Origin of the sequence: Myxococcus xanthus (assembly GCF_006402735.1) — a bacterium.
GTDB lineage: Bacteria > Myxococcota > Myxococcia > Myxococcales > Myxococcaceae > Myxococcus > Myxococcus xanthus_A.
The window spans coordinates 4353265-4373483 of the sequence record NZ_CP017174.1; the positions used below are offsets into that span (position 1 = coordinate 4353265).

Here is a 20219-nt window from a genome sequence, read left to right on the forward strand (position 1 = left end):
CCCAACGGCAAGGTGGACCGCAAGGCGCTGCCTCCGCCTGACTTCCAGTCTGTGGATGCCGAGGCTGTTGTCGCGCCACGCACGGCCACGGAAGAACTGGTGGCGGGGCTGTTCTCCGAGGTGCTGGGGCTCGACCGTGTGGGGATCCACAGTGGCTTCTTCGAGCTGGGAGGGCACTCGTTGCTGGCGACGCAGGCCATCTCCCGCCTCCGCGGCACCTTCGGTGTCGAGCTGCCCCTGAGAGACCTCTTCGAGGCACCCACGGTGGCCGCGCTCGCCGCGCGGGTGGACCGTTGGGTGCGCGCCGGAGCGGGCTTCGCTGCACCTCCGTTGAAGCCTCGGACGGGACTGACGAGCGCACTGCCGCTGTCGTTCGCGCAGCAGCGCTTGTGGTTCCTGGAGCAGCTCGCGCCGGGGAGTGCCTTCTACAACGTGCCGGCGGTGGTGAAGCTGTCGGGACCGCTCGACGTGGCCGCACTGGAACGCAGCTTCGACGCGCTGGTTCGTCGCCATGAGTCCTTGCGGACGACTTTCCGCGCCGACGGTGGGACGCCCGTGCAGGTCATCTCGCCTGTGGGACAGGTGGTGTTCACGGTCGAGGACCTGAGCGGGCTCCCTGAATCGGAGCAGGAGGCACAGCGCCGAGCGGACGTCGAGGCGCTTCGGCCGTTCGATCTGGCCAAGGGACCATTGCTACGGACCACGCTGCTTCGGCTCGGAGAGCGGGAGCACGTGTTGGTGCTGATGATGCACCACATCGTGTCGGACGGCTGGTCCATGGGTGTCCTCGTGCGAGAGGTCGCGGCGCTGTACGAGGCGTTCTCCCAGGGCCGTCCATCACCCTTGCCGGAACTGCCAGTGCAGTACCCGGACTACGCGGTGTGGCAGCGGGAGTGGCTGAAGGGCGAGGTGCTGGAGGCGCAGCTCGGGTACTGGAAGCAACGTCTGGAAGGGGTGCCCGCGGCACTGGAGCTGCCGACCGACAAGGCGAGGCCCGCCGTTCAGACGTATGGCGGAGCTTTGCGGCACGAGGTGTGGCCGAAGGCGCTCTGGCGCGACATGGAGGCGCTCGGCCGTCGTGAAGGTGCGACGCCGTTCATGGTGTTGCTGGCTGCGTACCAGGGGGTGCTGTCCAAGTACGCGGGGCAGGAGGACGTGTGCGTGGGGGCTCCCATCGCGGGGCGCACGCAAGGCGAGACGGAGGGGCTGATCGGCTTCTTCGCGAACATGCTGGTGCTGCGGACGAAGGTGTCCCCGGCATTGAGCTTCCGTGAGCTGCTCGCTCAGGTGCGGGAGGTGACGCTCGGTGCGTATGCGCACCAGGACGTGCCGTTCGAGAAGCTGGTGGAGGAGCTTCAGCCCGAGCGTGACCTGAGCCGGAGTCCGCTGTTCCAGGTGACGCTGACGCTGCAGAACACGCCCGTGACGGAGGTGGCGCTCGGGGACGGCCTCACGCTGTCTGGCGTGGAGTCGGAGGGGCGGACGTCGAAGTTCGACCTCTCCCTGGTGGTGGAGGAAGTGCAGGACGGCGTGGTGGTGGCGGCGAACTACAACACCGACCTGTTTGAAGCAGAGACGGTGCGCCGGCTGCTCCATCATCTGAGGACCCTGCTGGAGACGGCCATCGCAGGGCCGGAGAAGCGGCTGCTGGATTTGTCGCTGATGGGCAGTGAGGAGCAGCATCGACTGGTGAAGGAGTGGAGTGGGACGGCTCCTGCGTACCCGCGCGATGCCAGCCTGAGTGTCCTCTTCGAGCAGCAGGTGCGGCGGACGCCGGACGCGGTGGCGGTGGAGTACGAGGACCAGCGGCTGACGTACGCGGAGTTGAATCGCCGCGCCAACCAGCTGGCGCACCACCTGAGAAGCATGGGTGTGGGGCCTGAGGTGCGGGTGGGCTTGTGCGTGGAGCGCTCACTGGAGCTGGTGGTGAGCGTGCTGGGCATCCTGAAAGCGGGAGGCGTGTACGTGCCGCTGGATGCCAGCTACCCGCTGGAGCGACTGGCGTGGATGAAGCGGGAGGCCGGCGTCGCGGTGCTGGTGGCGCAGGAGAGGCTGGCGGACGAGGTGGCCACGGGTGGCGAGTGGGTGGTGTGCGTGGACACGGAGTGGGAGGCGCAGATTGCCCTCCAGCCGGAAACCACGCCCAGCGCCAACGTGGGCGGTGGAAACCTGGCGTACGTGATGTTCACGTCGGGAAGCACGGGGAAGCCGAAGGGTGTGGGCGTGCCGCACCGAGCGGTGTCACGCCTGGTGCTGGGAACGGACTTCGCACACTTCGGGCCGGAGGAGGTGTGGTTGCAACTGGCGCCCATCTCCTTCGACGCCTCGACGTTGGAGGTGTGGGGCGCGCTGCTGCACGGCGCGAAGTTGGTGGTGTACCCGGCGGGGACGCCGACGTTGGAGGAACTGGGCCGGAAGCTGGAGTCTTCTGGCGTGACGTCGTTGTGGCTGACGGCAGCGCTCTTCGAGCAGATGCAGGCGCGGCAGCCGAAGGCCTTGTCGAGCGTCCGCCAGGTGCTCGCGGGTGGCGATGCCTTGCCGGTGTCTCGAGTGAAGGAGCGACTGGCGGCAGGTGGCCTGCTCATCAACGGGTACGGCCCGACGGAGAATACGACGTTCTCCAGCACGTACCGGATGGAGAGGCCGGAGGAGGTGGGCGCCTCGGTGTCCATTGGCCGGCCGGTGAAGAACACGGCGGCCTATGTGCTGGACGGGGCAATGCGTCCGGTGCCGGTGGGGGTGCCGGGCGAGCTGTACGTGGGCGGAGACGGCTTGGCCATGGGGTACGTGGGGCGCCCGGAGCTGACGGCGGAGCGCTTCGTACCGAGTCCATTCGGCGAGGGAGAGCGGCTGTACCGCACGGGGGACGTGGTGCGGTGGCTGGCCAATGGGACGTTGGAGTTCCTGGGCCGCGCGGACACGCAGGTGAAGGTGCGTGGCTACCGCATCGAGCTGGGCGAAGTGGAGGCGGCGCTGGCCCAGCACGGTGGCGTCAACGAAGCCGTGGTGGTGGCGCGGGAGGATGGAGGCGAAGGCAAGCGGTTGGTGGCCTACGTGACGGCACAGGAAGGTGCCTCGCTGGACGCGGGTGCACTGAGAAGCCACGTGAAGCAACGGCTGCCGGAGTACATGGTGCCGTCGGCGTATGTGGTGCTGGAGTCGTTGACGCTGACGCCGAACGGCAAGGTGGACCGCAAGGCGCTGCCCGCTCCGGATGCCCAGGGTTCGAAGACGGCGCACTTCGAGGCGCCTCGCACGGCGACTGAGCAGAAGCTGGCGTCCATCTTCGCCGAGGTGCTGAACGTTGAGCGCGTCGGACTGGAGGGGGACTTCTTCGAACTGGGCGGACACTCGCTGCTGGCAACGCAGTTGGTGTCGCGAGTGAGGGAAGAACTCCAGATAGAGCTCCCGCTGCGAGACATCTTCGAGTCCTCCACAGTTGGGAAGCTGGCCGAACGGATCGACACATCCCGCGGGACGGCAGAGGCCGCGGTTCGAGCACCACCCCTGACGCGCGCTTCTCGGAGCGATGCGCTACCGCTGTCATTCGCGCAGCAGCGGCTGTGGTTCCTCGACCAGTTGGAGCCAGGCAGTCCGTTCTACAACGTCCCCTCAGTGGTGAAGCTGACTGGGCGTCTGCAAACGACCGCGTTGGAGGCCAGCTTCAGTGAACTCGTGCGGCGGCACGAGTCATTGCGCACGACGTTCCGAGTAGTTGGCGGTGAACCCGTGCAGGTCATCGCAACGGAGCCGCTTCAGCCTTTCCAGCAGCTCGACTTCAGCGAACTGGAAACGGAGCGCGAATCCACGGTGCGGCGCTGGATTGAAGAGGAGATTCAGCGCCCGTTCAACCTGGAGACAGGGCCGCTGCTGAGGGCAACGCTGCTGAAGGAGGGGGAGGCATCGCACGTGTTGGTGCTGGTGATGCACCACATCGTGTCGGACGGCTGGTCGATGGGCGTGCTGGTGAGGGAGTTGGTGGCCCTGTACGAGGCGTACTCGCAGGGTCGCGAGTCACCGCTTGCGGAGCTGGAGATGCAGTACGCGGACTACGCGGTATGGCAGCGTGAATGGCTGAAGGGCGAGGTGCTGAAAGAGCAGCTCGGGTACTGGAGGAAGCAGCTAGCGGGTGCGCCAGCGGCGCTGGAGTTGCCGACGGACAAGGCGAGGCCGGCGGTCCAGACGTACCGAGGGGAGACGCGAGGGCTGGAGTGGTCGAAGGGGCTGTGGGAGGGCGTGAAGGGGCTGGCGCAGCGGGAGAACGCGACGCCCTTCATGGTGCTGCTGGCGGCATTCCAGGTGGTGCTGTCGAGGTACGCGAGGCAGGAGGACGTGTGCGTCGGGACGGCGATAGCGAACCGGACGAGGGCTGAGACGGAGGGGCTGATTGGCTTCTTCGTGAACACGCTGGTGCTGCGGACGAAGGTGTCTGCGGCATCGAGCTTCCGGGAGCTGCTGGCGCAGGTGCGCGAAGTGACGTTGGGTGCGTACGCGCACCAGGAAGTGCCCTTCGAGCGGTTGGTGGAGGAGCTGCAGCCCGAGCGGGACTTGAGCCGCAGCCCGCTGTTCCAGGTGATGTTGGTGCTGCAGAACGCACCTGGAGGGGCGGTGAGCCTGCCGGGGCTGAAGCTGGAGGCAGCGGAGTCGTCCGGGAAGACGTCGAAGTTCGACGTGACGCTGGGCTTGGGAGAGTCGAGCGCGGGAGGGCTGTCGGGCGCGCTCGAGTTCAACAGCGACCTGTTCGAAGCCGAGACGATGGAGCGGCTGTTGGGGCACTTGCGGGTGTTCCTGGAGACTGCTGTGAGCGCTCCAGAGCTGTCGCTGGCTGAGCTGCCGCTGATGGGCCGTGAAGAGCAGCAGCGACTGGTGAAGGAGTGGAGCGGGACGGCGTCGACGTACCCACGCGATGCGAGCCTGAGTACGCTCTTCGAGCAGCAATCACAGCGGACGCCGGACGCGGTGGCGGTGGAGTACGAGGACCGGCGGCTGACGTACGCGGAGCTGAACCGACGCTCCAACCAGTTAGCACACCACCTGAGAAGCATGGGTGTGGGGCCCGAGGAGCGGGTGGGCTTGTGCGTGGAGCGCTCGCTGGAGCTGATGGTGAGCGTGCTGGGCATCCTGAAGGCGGGAGGCGTGTACGTCCCGCTGGATGCCAGCTACCCGCTGGAGCGGCTGACGTGGATGAAGCAGGAGGCGGGCGTCACGCTGCTGGTGGGGCAGCAGAAGTTGCTTGAGTCCATGATGCTCTCCGATACCGAGTCCATGGTGTGCGTGGACACGGCGTGGGAGACGCAGATTGCTCATCAGCCAGAAAGCAATCTGAGTTCCAGTGTGGCCGGTGGGCATCTGGCGTACGTGATGTTCACGTCGGGAAGCACAGGGAAGCCGAAGGGCGTGGGCGTGCCGCACCGAGCGGTGTCACGCTTGGTGCTGGGAACGGACTTCGCGAACTTCGGGCCGGAGGAAGTGTGGTTGCAACTGGCACCGATTTCCTTCGACGCATCGACGCTGGAGTTGTGGGGCGCACTGCTGCACGGCGCGAAGTTGGTGGTGTACCCGGCGGGGACGCCGACGTTGGAGGAGCTGGGCCGGAAGCTGGAGTCTTCTGGTGTGACGTCGTTGTGGCTGACGGCAGCGCTCTTCGAGCAGATGCAGGCGCGGCAGCCGAAGGCCTTGGCCAGTGTCCGCCAGCTGCTCGCGGGTGGCGATGCCTTGCCGGTGTCTCGAGTGAAGGAGCGACTGGCGGCAGGTGGCCTGCTCATCAACGGGTACGGCCCGACGGAGAATACGACGTTCTCCAGCACGTACCGGATGGAGAGGCCGGAGGAGGTGGGCGCTTCGGTGTCCATCGGCCGGCCGGTGAAGAACACCGTGGCTTACGTGCTGGACGGTGCAATGCGTCCAGTGCCGGTGGGCGTGCCGGGTGAGCTGTACGTGGGCGGAGACGGCTTGGCGGTGGGGTACGTGGGGCGCCCGGAGCTGACGGCGGAGCGCTTCGTACCGAGTCCATTCGGTGAGGGAGAGCGGCTGTACCGCACTGGGGACGTGGTGCGGTGGCTGGGGAACGGGACGCTGGAGTTCCTGGGCCGAGCGGACACGCAGGTGAAGGTGCGTGGCTACCGGATTGAGCTGGGCGAAGTGGAAGCGGCGCTGGCCCAGCACGGTGGCGTCAACGAGGCAGTCGTGGTGGCGCGGGAGGATGGAGGCGAAGGCAAGCGACTGGTGGCGTATGTGACAGCGCGCACGGGCACGGGCCTGGAGGCCAGCGCGCTGAGAAACCACATGAAGCAGCGGCTACCGGAGTACATGGTGCCGTCAGCGTACGTGGTGCTGGAGTCTCTGCCTCTGACGTCCAACGGGAAGGTGGACCGCAAGGCGCTGCCTGCTCCGGTGACGATGCTGGGCACGCCAGGTTCAGATTATGTGGCGCCGCGCACTCCCACAGAGGAACTGCTCGCTGGGACCTTCGCGCAGGTGCTGGGCGTGGAGCGGGTGGGTTCGAAGGACAATTTCTTCGAGCTGGGCGGCCACTCGTTGTTGGCGACGCAGATGGTGTCGCGGATTCGGAGCACCTTCCGAATCGAGCTCCCGCTCCGTGACTTGTTCGAGGCTCCCACGCTGTCGGCCCTGTCCGAGAGGGTGGACCATGCCATTCGCTCGGGAGCGTCGATCACCGCTCCGCCCCTGAAGCCACGAGCGGATGGGAGCCGGGTGTTGCCTCCGTCGTTCGCGCAGCAGCGGCTATGGCTCCTGGACCAGATGGAGCGAGGGAGCGCCTCCTACAATGTGCCGGCCGTCCTTCGGGTAGAGGGGCCGCTCCAGGCTGAGGTGCTCGAGCGGAGCTTCGTGGAACTCGTGCGGCGCCACGAGTCGCTGCGGACGACGTTCAGCACTCGGGATGGAAAACCCGTTCAAATCATCGCAGCCGAACCGGTGCTGGCCTTCCGAAGCATCGGGCTGGAGTCATCGGCGGAGGCCGCGCGCACGGCGGAAGTCACTCGCCTGGTCGAACAGGAGGCACACCAGCCGTTCGATCTCGAACGTGGCCCGTTGCTACGCGTGACACTCCTGAAGCTGTCCGAGCATGACCACGTGCTGGTCCTGGTGACGCACCACATCGTGTCTGATGGGTGGTCCATGGGCGTCCTCGTGCGGGATGTAACCGCACTCTACGAGGCGTTCTTGCAGGGGCGTCCCTCACTGCTACCGGAACTGCCAGTGCAGTACCCGGACTACGCAGTGTGGCAGCGGGAGTGGCTGAAGGGCGAGGTGCTGGAGTCGCAACTCGCATACTGGAAGCGGCAGCTGGAGGGGGCACCCCAATCGCTGGACCTGCCGACGGATAAACCGCGGCCCGCGGCGCAGAGCTTTCGAGGAGGCCATCTCGACCAGTCCTGGCCCCTGGCTTTGTGGGAGCGGGTGAAGGCCCTGGCACGGAGTGAAGGAGCAACGCCGTTCATGGTGCTGCTGGCGGCCTTCCAGGTGGTGCTTGCCCGCTACGCGAGACAGGACGACGTGTGCGTGGGGTCGCCCATCGCAGGGCGTACGCAAGGCGAGACGGAAGGGCTGATCGGCTTCTTCACGAACATGCTGGTGCTGCGGACGAAGGTGTCTCCGGCATCGAGCTTCCGTGAGCTGCTCGCTCAGGTGCGAGAGGTGACGCTCGGCGCGTATGCGCACCAGGACGTGCCGTTCGAGAAGCTGGTGGAGGAGCTGCAGCCCGAGCGGGACTTGAGCCGCAGCCCGCTGTTCCAGGTGACGTTGACGCTGCAGAACACGCCCGTGACGGAGGTGAAGCTCGGAGATGGCTTGAGGCTCTCCGGCGTGGAGTCGGAGGGGCGGACGTCGAAGTTCGACCTCTCTCTGGTGATGGCGGAGGTGCCGGACGGCGTCATGGCGATGGTCAACTACAACAGCGACCTGTTCGAGCCCGGGACGATGGACCGGATGCTCGGACATTTGAAGGTGCTGCTGGAGGCCGCAGTTACGGATCCGGAGAAGCGTCTGGCCGAACTGCCGTTGATGGGGAGTGAAGAGCGGCAGCGACTGGTGAAGGAATGGAGTGGGACGGCTTCTACGTACCCACGCGACGCCAGCCTGAGTGTCCTTTTCGAGCAGCAGGCACAGCGGACGCCGGACGCGGTGGCGGTGGAGTACGAGGAGCAACGGCTGACGTACGCGGAGTTGAATCGCCGTGCCAACCAACTGGCGCACCACCTGAGAAGCATGGGTGTGGGGCCTGAGGTGCGGGTGGGGTTGTGCGTGGAGCGCTCACTGGAGTTGGTGGTGAGCGTGCTGGGCATCCTGAAGGCGGGGGGCGTGTACGTGCCGCTGGATGCCAGCTACCCGCTGGAGCGTCTGGCATGGATGAAGGAGGAAGCCGGCGTCGCATTGCTGGTGGCGCAGGAGAAGCTGGCGGACGAGGTGGCCGCGGGCGGCGAGCTGGTGGTGTGCGTGGACACGGAGTGGGAGACGCAGATTGCCCACCATCCCGTGAGCAATTCGAGCGCCAACGTGGGCGGTGGAAACCTGGCGTACGTGATGTTCACGTCGGGAAGCACGGGGAAGCCGAAGGGTGTGGCCGTGCCGCACCGCGCGGTGTCACGCCTGGTGCTGGGAACGGACTTCGCGCACTTCGGGCCTGAGGAGGTGTGGCTGCAACTGGCGCCCATTTCCTTCGACGCATCGACGCTGGAGCTGTGGGGCGCATTGCTGCACGGCGCGAAGCTCGTGGTGTACCCAGCGGGGACGCCGTCGCTGGAGGAGCTGGGCCGCAAGCTGGAGTCTTCTGGCGTGACGTCGCTGTGGCTGACAGCGGCGCTCTTCGAGCAGATGCAGGCGCGGCAGCCGAAGGCCTTGGCCAGCGTCCGCCAGTTGCTGGCGGGTGGTGACGCGCTGCCGGTGTCTCGAGTGAAGGAGCGACTGGCGGCAGGTGGCCTGCTCATCAACGGGTACGGCCCGACGGAGAATACGACGTTCTCCAGCACGTACCGGATGGAGAGGCCGGAGGAAGTAGGTGCCTCGGTGTCCATCGGCCGGCCGGTGAAGAACACGGTGGCCTATGTGCTGGACGCGGGGATGCGTCCGGTGCCGGTGGGGGGGCCGGGCGAGCTGTACGTGGGCGGAGACGGGCTGGCAGTGGGGTACGTGGGGCGCCCGGAGCTGACGGCGGAGCGCTTCGTGCCGAATCCATTCGGTGAGGGAGAGCGGCTGTACCGCACTGGGGACGTGGTGCGGTGGCTGAGCAACGGGACGTTGGAGTTCCTGGGCCGCGCGGACACGCAGGTGAAGGTGCGTGGCTACCGGATTGAGCTGGGCGAAGTGGAAGCGGCGCTGGCCCAGCACGGTGGCGTCAACGAAGCCGTGGTGGTGGCGCGAGAGGACGGGAGCGAAGGCAAGCGGTTGGTTGCTTACGTAACGGCGCAGGAAGGGGCCTCACTGGACGTGGGGGCACTTCGAAGCCACGTGAAGCAGCGGCTGCCGGAGTACATGGTGCCGTCGGCGTACGTGGTGCTGGAGTCGCTGCCGCTGACGCCCAACGGCAAGGTGGACCGCAAGGCACTGCCCGCCCCGGATGCTCAGGGTCCGAGGACGGCACACTTTGAAGCGCCCCGCACGGCGACTGAGGAGAAGCTGGCATCCATTTTCAAAGAGGTGCTGAACGTCGGGCGCGTCAGCGTCGACGAAGACTTCTTCGAGCTGGGTGGCCACTCGCTGCTGGCAACGCAGTTGGTGTCTCGCGTGCGCGAGTCCTTCCAGGTGGAACTCCCCCTGAGGGACGTCTTCGAATCTCCGACGGTGGAGAAATTGGCCCTCCGGCTGGGCCACGCACAGGTGGGGGGATTGGTGCCCCAGGCGCCACCGCTGAAGCGGGCACAGCGCCAGGGGGCATTGCCGCTATCGTTCGCGCAGCAGCGACTGTGGTTCCTCGACCAACTGGAGCCTGGCAGCGCTTTCTATAACGTACCGGTCTCAGTGAGGCTCACTGGCGTCCTCGACGTTGGAGCGTTGCGCCGTAGCTTTGATGAGCTGGTTCGCCGACACGAATCGTTGCGCACCACCTTCCATGCTCAGGACGGAATGCCCGTCCAGATTGTCTCCGACACTGCAACGACGCGGTTGGAAGTCTTGGCGCGCGGAACTCCGGACGACGGTGAAGGAGGGCTGGAGACAAAACGCCTCGTGGAGCAAGCGGCGCTTCGCCCGTTCAACCTGGAGACTGGACCGCTGCTAAGGGCGACACTGCTGAAGGAGGAGGAAGCGCACGTGCTGGTGCTGGTGATGCACCACATCGTGTCGGACGGCTGGTCGATGGGCGTGCTGGTGAGGGAGTTGGTGGCCCTGTACGAGGCGTACTCGCAGGGGCGCGAGTCACCGCTTGCGGAGCTGGAGGTGCAGTACGCGGACTACGCGGTATGGCAGCGTGAATGGCTGAAGGGCGAGGTGCTGGAAGAGCAGCTCGGGTACTGGAGGAAGCAGCTTGCGGGTGCGCCAGCGGCGCTGGAGTTGCCGACGGACAAGGGGAGGCCGGCGGTCCAGACGTACCGAGGAGAGACGCGAGGGTTGGAGTGGCCGAAGGGTTTGTGGGAGGGCGTAAAGGGGCTGGCGCAGCGGGAGAACGCGACGCCCTTCATGGTGCTGCTGGCGGCCTTCCAGGTGGTGCTGTCGAGGTACGCGAGGCAGGAGGACGTGTGCGTCGGGACGGCGATAGCGAACCGGACGAGGGCTGAGACGGAGGGGCTGATTGGCTTCTTCGTGAACACGCTGGTGCTGCGGACGAAGGTGTCTGCGGCATCGAGCTTCCGGGAGCTGCTGGCGCAGGTGCGCGAAGTGACGTTGGGTGCGTACGCGCACCAGGAAGTACCCTTCGAGCGGTTGGTGGAGGAGCTGCAGCCCAAGCGGGACTTGAGCCGCAGCCCGCTGTTCCAGGTGATGTTGGTGCTGCAGAACGCACCGGGAGGGGCGGTGAGCCTGCCGGGGCTGAAGCTGGAGGCGGCGGAGTCGTCCGGGAAGACGTCGAAGTTCGATTTGACGCTCGGGTTGAGTGAGACGGATGAGGGCCTTTCTGGAGGCCTCGAGTTCAACAGCGACCTATTTGAAGCCGAGACGATGGATCGGCTGCTCGGACACTTGAGGGTGTTGTTGGATGCAGCCGTCGCTCAGCCTGAGACGCGGCTGGCCGAGCTGCCGCTGATGGGCAGTGAGGAACAGCAGCGACTGGTGAAGGCGTGGAGCGGGGCGACTGCGCATTACCCACGAGAAGCGTCGTTGGCGCAGTTGTTCGATGCACAGGCGCAGCGGACGCCGGACGCGGTGGCGGTCGAGTATGAGGACCGACGGCTGACGTACGCGGAGCTGAACCGACGCGCCAACCAGCTGGCGCATCACCTGAGAAGCATGGGTGTGGGGCCTGAGGAGCGGGTGGGCTTGTGCGTGGAGCGCTCGCTGGAGTTGGTGGTGAGCGTGCTGGGCATCCTGAAGGCGGGGGGCGTTTACGTCCCGCTGGATGCCAGCTACCCGCTGGAGCGGCTGACGTGGATGAAGCAGGAAGCAGGCGTCACGCTGCTGGTGGGGCAGCAGATGCTGCTTGAGTCCATGGGGCTCGATGACACCGAGTCCAGGGTGTACGTGGACACGGAGTGGGAGACGCAGATTGCCCTCCAGCCGGAAACCACGCCCAGTGCCAACGTGGGCGGTGGAAACCTGGCGTACGTGATGTTCACGTCAGGAAGCACAGGGAAGCCGAAGGGTGTGGCCGTGCCGCACCGCGCGGTGTCACGCCTGGTGCTGGGAACGGACTTCGCGCACTTCGGGCCGGAGGAGGTGTGGCTGCAACTAGCGCCCATCTCCTTCGACGCATCGACGCTGGAGCTGTGGGGCGCACTGCTGCACGGCGCGAAGCTCGTGGTGTACCCGGCGGGGACGCCGTCGCTGGAGGAGCTGGGCCGCAAGCTGGAGTTGTCGGGCGTGACGTCGCTGTGGCTGACAGCGGCGCTCTTCGAGCAGATGCAGGCGCGGCAGCCGAAGGCCTTGTCGAGCGTCCGCCAGTTGCTGGCGGGTGGCGACGCCTTGCCGGTGTCCCGTGTGAAGGAGCGGCTGGCAGCAGGTGGCCTGCTCATCAACGGGTACGGCCCGACGGAAAATACGACGTTCTCCAGCACGTACCGGATGGAGAGGCCAGAGGAGGTGGGCGCTTCGGTATCCATTGGCCAGCCGGTGAAGAACACGGTGGCCTATGTGCTGGACGCGGGGATGCGCCCGGTGCCTGTGGGCGTGCCGGGCGAGCTGTACGTGGGCGGAGACGGCTTGGCAGTGGGGTACGTGGGGCGCCCGGAGCTGACGGCGGAGCGCTTCGTACCGAATCCATTCGGCGAAGGAGAGCGGCTGTACCGCACTGGGGACGTGGTGCGGTGGCTGAGCAACGGGACGTTGGAGTTCCTCGGCCGAGCGGACACGCAGGTGAAGGTGCGCGGTTACCGCATCGAGTTGGGTGAAGTGGAAGCGGCGCTGGCCCAGCACGGTGGCGTCAACGAAGCCGTGGTGGTGGCGCTGGAGGATGGAGGCGAAGGCAAGCGACTGGTGGCGTATGTGACAGCGCGCACGGACACGGGCCTGGAGGCCAGCGCGCTGAGAAGCCACATGAAGCAGTGGCTACCGGAGTACATGGTGCCGTCGGCGTACGTGGTGCTGGAGTCGCTGCCGCTGACGCCGAACGGGAAGGTGGACCGCAAGGCGCTGCCTGCACCGGATGCACACAGCCATAAGGCAGCGCACTTCGAGGCGCCACGGACTCCGACAGAGGAGAAGCTGGCGTCCCTCTTCAGCGAGGTGCTGAACGTCGGGCGCGTCAGCGTCAACGACGACTTCTTCGAGCTGGGCGGCCACTCCTTGCTGGCAACGCAGTTGGTGTCTCGCGTGCGCGAGGCCTTCCGAGTCGAACTGCCACTCCGGACAGTTTTCGAGTCCCGGTCTGTTGAGACACTGGGGAGGCGGCTGGACGGTGCCTCGGGAGCCGCTGTTTCGCTGAGAGGACCTCCGCTGGTTCGCGCTTCACGAGGCGGCGCGCTTCCTCTGTCGTTCGCGCAGCAACGGTTGTGGTTCCTCCACCAGCTTGATCCCGACAGCACCTTCTACAACGTGCCCGTGGCGGTGAAGCTCTTGGGGGTCCTTGATGTTGCAGCGCTGGAACGGAGCTTCCATTCGCTGGTTCTCCGTCATGAGGCGCTGCGCACGACCTTCCGTTCCGAGGCAGGCGTTCCCACCCAGGTCATCTCTCCCTCGGGAAGGGGCGCGCTGGAGTTCGTGGACCTGAGTGCACTCCAGGGCACGGAGAAGACCCAGGAGGTCCAGCGTCGAACGGAACTCGAAACACTTCGTCCGTTCAGCCTGGAGACAGGGCCGCTGCTAAGGGCAACGCTGCTGAAGGAGGAGGAGGAAGCGCACGTGTTGGTGCTGGTGATGCACCACATCGTGTCGGACGGCTGGTCGATGGGCGTGCTGGTGAGGGAGTTGGTGGCCCTGTACGAGGCGTACTCGCAGGGTCGCGAGTCACCGCTTGCGGAGCTGGAGGTGCAGTACGCGGACTACGCGGTATGGCAGCGTGAATGGCTGAAGGGCGAGGTGTTGGAAGAGCAGCTCGGGTACTGGAGGAAGCAGCTTGCGGGTGCGCCAGCGGCGCTGGAGTTGCCGACGGACAAGGGGAGGCCGGCGGTCCAGACGTACCGAGGAGAGACGCGAGGGTTGGAGTGGCCGAAGGGGCTGTGGGAGGGCGTGAAGGGGCTGGCGCAGCGGGAGAGCGCGACGCCCTTCATGGTGCTGCTGGCGGCCTTCCAGGTGGTGCTGTCGCGCTATGCGCGCCAGGACGACGTCTCTGTGGGCTCCCCCATCGCCAATCGCACGCGATCCGAGACAGAGGGGCTGATTGGCTTCTTCGTGAACACGCTCGTGCTGCGGACACGGCTGGATGGCAATCCCAGCTTCCGTGAGCTGCTGACACAGGTGCGCGAAGTGACGCTGGGTGCATACGCGCACCAGGAAGTGCCTTTCGAGAGACTGGTGGAGGAGCTGCAGCCCGAGCGGGACCTGAGCCGCGGTCCGCTGTTCCAGGTGATGTTCGTGCTGCAAAACACTCCAGGAGGCGCGGTAAGTCTGCCTGGGTTGAAGTTGGAGGCAGCGGAGTCGGCTGGGAAGACGTCGAAGTTCGACTTGACCCTCGGCTTAGGAGAGTCGAGCGCAGGCGGACTGACGGGCGCGTTGGAGTTCAACAGCGACCTGTTCGAAGCCGAGACGATGGAGCGGCTGCTCGGACACTTGAGGGTGCTGTTGGAGGCCGCCGTCGCTGAGCCGGCGAAGCGGCTGGCCGAGCTGCCGCTGATGGGCAGTGAGGAGCAGCAGCAGTTGGTGAAGGAGTGGAGCGGGACGGCTTCTGCGTACCCACGCGATGCCAGCCTGAGTGTCCTCTTCGAGCAGCAGGCACAGCGGACGCCGGACGCGGTGGCGGTGAAGTACGAGGAGCAACGGCTGACGTACGCGGAGTTGAATCGCCGTGCCAACCAACTGGCGCACCACCTGAGAAGCATGGGTGTGGGGCCTGAGGTGCGGGTGGGCTTGTGCGTGGAGCGCTCGCTGGAATTGGTGGTGAGCGTGCTGGGCATCCTGAAGGCGGGGGGCGTGTACGTGCCGCTGGATGCCAGCTACCCGCTGGAGCGTCTGGCATGGATGAAGGCGGAGGCCGGCGTCGCATTGCTGGTGGCGCAGGAGAAGCTGGCGGACGAGGTGGCCGCGGGCGGCGAGCTGGTGGTGTGCGTGGACACGGAGTGGGAGACGCAGATTGCCCTCCAGCCGGAAACCACGCCCAGCGCCAACGTGGGCGGTGGAAACCTGGCGTACGTGATGTTCACGTCGGGAAGCACGGGGAAGCCGAAGGGTGTGGCCGTGCCGCACCGCGCGGTGTCACGCCTGGTGCTGGGAACGGACTTTGCGCACTTCGGGCCTGAGGAGTTGTGGCTGCAACTAGCGCCCATCTCCTTCGACGCCTCGACGTTGGAGGTGTGGGGCGCGCTGCTGCACGGCGCGAAGTTGGTGGTGTACCCGGCGGGGACGCCGACGTTGGAGGAACTGGGCCGGAAGCTGGAGTCTTCTGGCGTGACGTCGTTGTGGCTGACGGCAGCGCTCTTCGAGCAGATGCAGGCGCGGCAGCCGAAGGCCTTGTCGAGCGTCCGCCAGGTGCTCGCGGGTGGCGATGCCTTGCCGGTGTCCCGTGTGAAGGAGCGGCTGGCAGCAGGTGGCCTGCTCATCAACGGGTACGGCCCGACGGAGAATACGACGTTCTCCAGCACGTACCGGATGGAGAGGCCGGAGGAGGTAGGCGCTTCGGTGTCCATTGGCCGGCCGGTGAAGAACACGGTGGCCTATGTGTTGGACGGGGCAATGCGTCCGGTGCCGGTGGGGGTGCCGGGCGAGCTGTACGTAGGCGGAGACGGCTTGGCGGTGGGGTACGTGGGGCGCCCGGAGCTGACGGCGGAACGCTTCGTGCCGAGTCCATTCGGCGAGGGAGAGCGGCTGTACCGCACGGGGGACATGGTGCGGTGGCTGGCCAACGGGACGTTGGAGTTCCTGGGCCGCGCGGACACGCAGGTGAAGGTGCGTGGCTACCGCATCGAGCTGGGCGAAGTGGAAGCGGCGCTGGCGCAGCACGGTGGCGTCAACGAAACCGTGGTGGTGGCGCGGGAGGATGGGAACGAAGGCAAGCGGTTGGTGGCCTACGTGACGGCACGGGAAGGTGCCTCGCTGGACGCGGGTGCACTGAGAAGCCACGTGAAGCAACGGCTGCCGGAGTACATGGTGCCGTCTGCGTACGTGGTGCTGGAGTCGTTGCCGCTGACGCCGAACGGCAAGGTGGACCGCAAGGCACTGCCCGCCCCGGACACGGAGGGCACGGCGAGCGAGAAGTATGTGGCGCCTCGAACGGTGACCGAGAAGACGCTGGCCGCAATCTTCGTCGACGTCCTGAAGGTCGAGCGGGTCGGGCTCGACGGAGACTTCTTCGAGCTGGGCGGACACTCGTTGCTGGCAACGCAGTTGGTGTCGCGCGTGCGGGAGGAACTCCAAGTGGAGCTCCCCCTTCGAGACATCTTCGAGTGCCCCACGGTGGAGAAGCTGGCCCAGCGGCTGGATCGCACGTCGAAAACGGATGGCGGCGTGCAGCCACCGCCGTTGGTACGGGTTCCTCGCGACAGGGCACTTCCCCTGTCGTTCGCCCAGCAGCGCCTGTGGTTCCTCGCGCAGCTGGAACCGGGGAGCACCGTCTACAACGTCCCTGCATCAGTGCGGCTGTCCGGCGCCTTGAACGTTCCCGCGCTGGAGCAGAGTTTCGACGCACTGGTCCGCCGTCACGAATCGCTGCGCACCACGTTCCGGACCGAGAGTGGGTCGCCGGTACAGGTCATCGATCCGCAGGGCAGCGTTCGGCTCGACATCGTGGATCTGCGCTCGTTGCCAGTGACGCGGCGGGAAGAGGAGGCCCAGCGGATCGCGCAAGAGGCGTCACAGCACCCGTTCGACCTTGAAAGCGGTCCGTTGTTGCGGCTCGCCTTGCTCGCGCTGTCGGAGCAGGACCATGTGTTGGTGCTGGTGATGCACCACATCGTCTCGGACGGTTGGTCCATGGGGCTCCTGGTTCGCGACCTGACCGAGCTCTATGCCTCCTTCTCGCAGGGACAGCCGTCGCACCTGCCGGAGCTGCCGCTTCAGTACGCGGACTACGCGGTCTGGCAGCGCGAGTGGCTCCAGGGAGAAGTCCTGGATGCGCAGCTCGGCTACTGGAAGCAACGCCTGGATGGCGCGCCCCGGTTGCTGGAGCTGCCCACGGACAGGCCGCGTCCGGCAGTCCAGTCCCTGGAAGGGGCATACGTGCCCTTCTCGTTGGGCCGTGAGCTGTCCGAGGCGGTACATGCACTCGCCCGCCGTGAAGGTGTCACGCCGTTCATGGTGCTGCTGGCGGCGTTCCAGGCCGTGCTGGCGCGTTACTCAGGGCAGGACGACGTGAGTGTCGGTTCGCCCATCGCCGCACGCACTCGCGGGGAGACGGAGGGGCTGATCGGCTTCTTCGTGAACACGCTGGTGCTCAGGACCCGGCTGGACGGCAGCCCGTCCTTCCGCGAGCTGCTGGCTCGGGTCCGGGAGGTCACGCTTGGCGCCTACGCGCACCAGGACGTGCCTTTCGAGAAGCTCGTCGAGGCGCTGCGTCCGGAGCGCAGCCTCAGCTATTCGCCGCTGTTCCAGGTCATGCTCACCTTCGACAGCACGCCAGATGCTGGGGGAGACACGCAGGCCGGCATGGGGATGAAGCACGTCGCCGTGGAGCACCGGGTGTCGCGGTTCGACCTCTCGCTCGGCTTCGTGGAAGGCAAGGACGGCTTCTCCGGTGGACTGGAGTACAGCACCGTCCTGTTCGAGCCCGAGACGGCGGAGCGACTGCTGTCCCACCTGAAGAGGCTGCTTGAAGGTGCCATGGCGGAGCCGGACCGGTCCGTGTTCGCACTGCCCTTTCTGGACTCGGTCGAACAGCGGCGGTTGCTGGTGGAGTGGAATGACACCGGCTCCGGCGGCGTCGCGGAGACGAGCATCCACGCCCTGGTCGAACAGCAGGCGGCGGCCACGCCCGACGCCGTGGCGGTGGTGGCTGGTGACGAAGTGCTCACGTACCGCGAGCTCATGCAGCGGTCGGACCAGCTGGCGCGGAAGCTCCGCACTCTGGGCGTCGGGCCGGAGGTCCGCGTAGGCCTCTGCGCGGAGCGCAATGCGGACCTGCTGATCGCGGTGCTCGGCATCCTCAAGGCGGGTGGCGCATACGTCCCGTTGGATCCGGCATACCCGAGCCAGCGGCTGGCCTTCATGATCGAGGACTCCCAGCCTCGCGTCCTGGTGGGCCAGCGCGCGCTGCTGGACGCGCTGCCTCACGGGGACGTGGCCCGGTTGGCGCTCGACGATGCGAATGGGCTCGTGGCGGTAGCCGAGGCGGCGCCTGTGTCCAGGACCGCTCCGGACCATCTGGCCTACGTGCTGTTCACGTCGGGCAGCACGGGCCGGCCGAAGGGCGTGGCCCTGGCGCATCGCAGCGCCGTGGCCTTCCTGCGCTGGACGACGCGGGCCTTCTCGTCGGACGAGCTGGTGGGGGTCCTCGCCTCCACGTCGCTCAACTTCGACCTGTCCGTGTTCGAGATGTTCGCGCCGCTCATCCGTGGCGGGGCCGTGGTCATCGCTCGCAATGCCTTGGAGTTGCCGTCGCTCCCGGGGGCCCGGCGGGTGACGCTCGTCAACACGGTGCCCTCCGCGATGGCGGAGTTGGTACGTGCCCATGCCGTGCCGGACTCGGTGCGCACGGTGAACCTGGCGGGAGAACCGCTGGCCCAATCCCTGGTGGAAGCCATCCACCAGTCCGCACCCGGTGTGCGGCGCGTGCTCAACCTCTACGGCCCCACCGAGGACACGACGTACTCGACCTGGACCGTGGCCCCTCGCGGCGCCACGCGGGAGCCCACCGTGGGGCGGCCGATTGAGGGGACTCGCGCGTACGTGCTGGATGCGCTCGGTCAACCCGTGCCTCAGGGCGTGGCGGGCGAGCTGTACCTGGGCGGGGCTGGGCTTGCGCGAGGGTATGTCGACCGGCCCGAGTTGACCGCCGAGCGCTTCGTTCCCGACGCGTTCAGTCCGCAGCCTGGAGCGCGGCTGTACCGCACCGGAGATCGCGTGCGGTGGTTGCCCGATGGCGTGCTGCAGTACCTGGGCCGAATCGACCAGCAGGTGAAGGTGCGTGGCTTCCGAATCGAGCTGGGCGAAATCGAGGCGGTGTTGCGAAGGCATCCAGACGTGCGCGAGGCCGTGGTGCTCGTGCGCGAGGACGGGAGCGAAGGGCGCCGCCTGGTGACGTACATCGTGCCCCAGCCGGACACGGTGCCCGATGCCACGGCACTCCGGCGCTTCGTGAAGGAAGGGCTGCCGGACTTCATGGTGCCCTCGGTGGTGATGGTGCTGGCCTCGCTGCCGCTGACGCCCAACGGCAAGGTGGACCGCAAGGCGCTCCCGGCGCCGGACGCCCTCCGTCCGGAGTCGACGCGGGCCTATGTGGCGCCTCGGGATGCGCTGGAGCTCCTGCTCGCGCGCATCTGGGAGGAGTTGCTGGGCACAGGCCCCATTGGCATCCACTCCGACTTCTTCGAGCTGGGTGGGCATTCGCTCCTGGCCATGCGGATGGTGTCGCTCATCCGCGAGCGCCTGGGACGCAGCCTGCCCGTGGTTTCACTGTTCCAGGCGGGGACGCTCGCGGAGCTGGCCTCTCGGCTCCGGCAGACACCCGGGCACGTGTCCCCGCTGGTGCCCATCCAGAGTGGCGGTTCGCAGCGGCCCGTCTTCTGCGTCCATCCCGTCAGCGGCAACGTCCTGCCGTACCTGGAACTGGCGCGGCGCCTGGGGCCTGACCAACCGTTCTACGCGTTCCAGGCCCCGGGCCTCGAAGGCGAGCGGGCTCCGCTGGGGACCGTGGAGACGATGGCCGCCACCTATGTGGAGGCCATGCGCGGCGTCCAGGCCAGCGGGCCATACCGGCTGGCGGGGTGGTCCTTGGGAGGTGTGGTGGCCTTCGAGATGGCGCGGCAGTTGGAACAGCAGGGGGAGCAGGTGGAGCAGCTGACGCTCATTGACGCCTACGCCTTCGATCAGCGGCCAGTGGAACCCGTGGGCGCGGAGTGGATTGCCGCCCGGTTCGTGGAGTTCACGGGCCAGCTCCTGGGCCTGCCCGTCTCGGAGTTGATGGCGGATGCGCATCCTGCGGATGAGGCTTCGCTGCTGGGCCGCGTGTTGGCGCTGGGGCGGCGCACCGGCGTTCTGGCTCAGGGCGTTGGATCCGAACAACTCCACGCGCTGTACCGTGTCTACGAGAGCAACCTCCGCGCCCTCTGGGATTATCAACCGGGACGCTACGGTGGCCGCGTCACGCTGCTGCGCGCGAGCGAGACGCACGTACCCACGGGCACGGATGGCGGCTGGGGAGCGCTGGCGGCAGGAGGGGTGGAGGTGCACGAACTCTCCGGTGACCACCACTCCATCCTCAGGGCGCCAGCGGTTGACGTGCTCGCGGAGACGATGGCGCTGAAGTCGTCCCCGTAGACGTCCACCTGTCGCAGGTGATGAGGCAGACACGCTCATCACCTGCGCTG

The 20219-nt window shown here is 66.9% G+C and carries 1 protein-coding gene (running past one end of the window); it reads left to right on the forward strand.

The annotated features are described in order from the left end of the window. A protein-coding gene (locus BHS09_RS18235) for a non-ribosomal peptide synthase/polyketide synthase (protein WP_140798446.1) crosses the window boundary here: on the forward strand, positions 1-20169 show its 3' portion. 15663 nt of this gene lie to the left of the window's left edge; only the last 20169 of its 35832 coding nucleotides appear in the window; its start codon lies off the left edge, out of view; its stop codon occupies positions 20167-20169. Positions 20170-20219 lie beyond the last annotated feature (50 nt).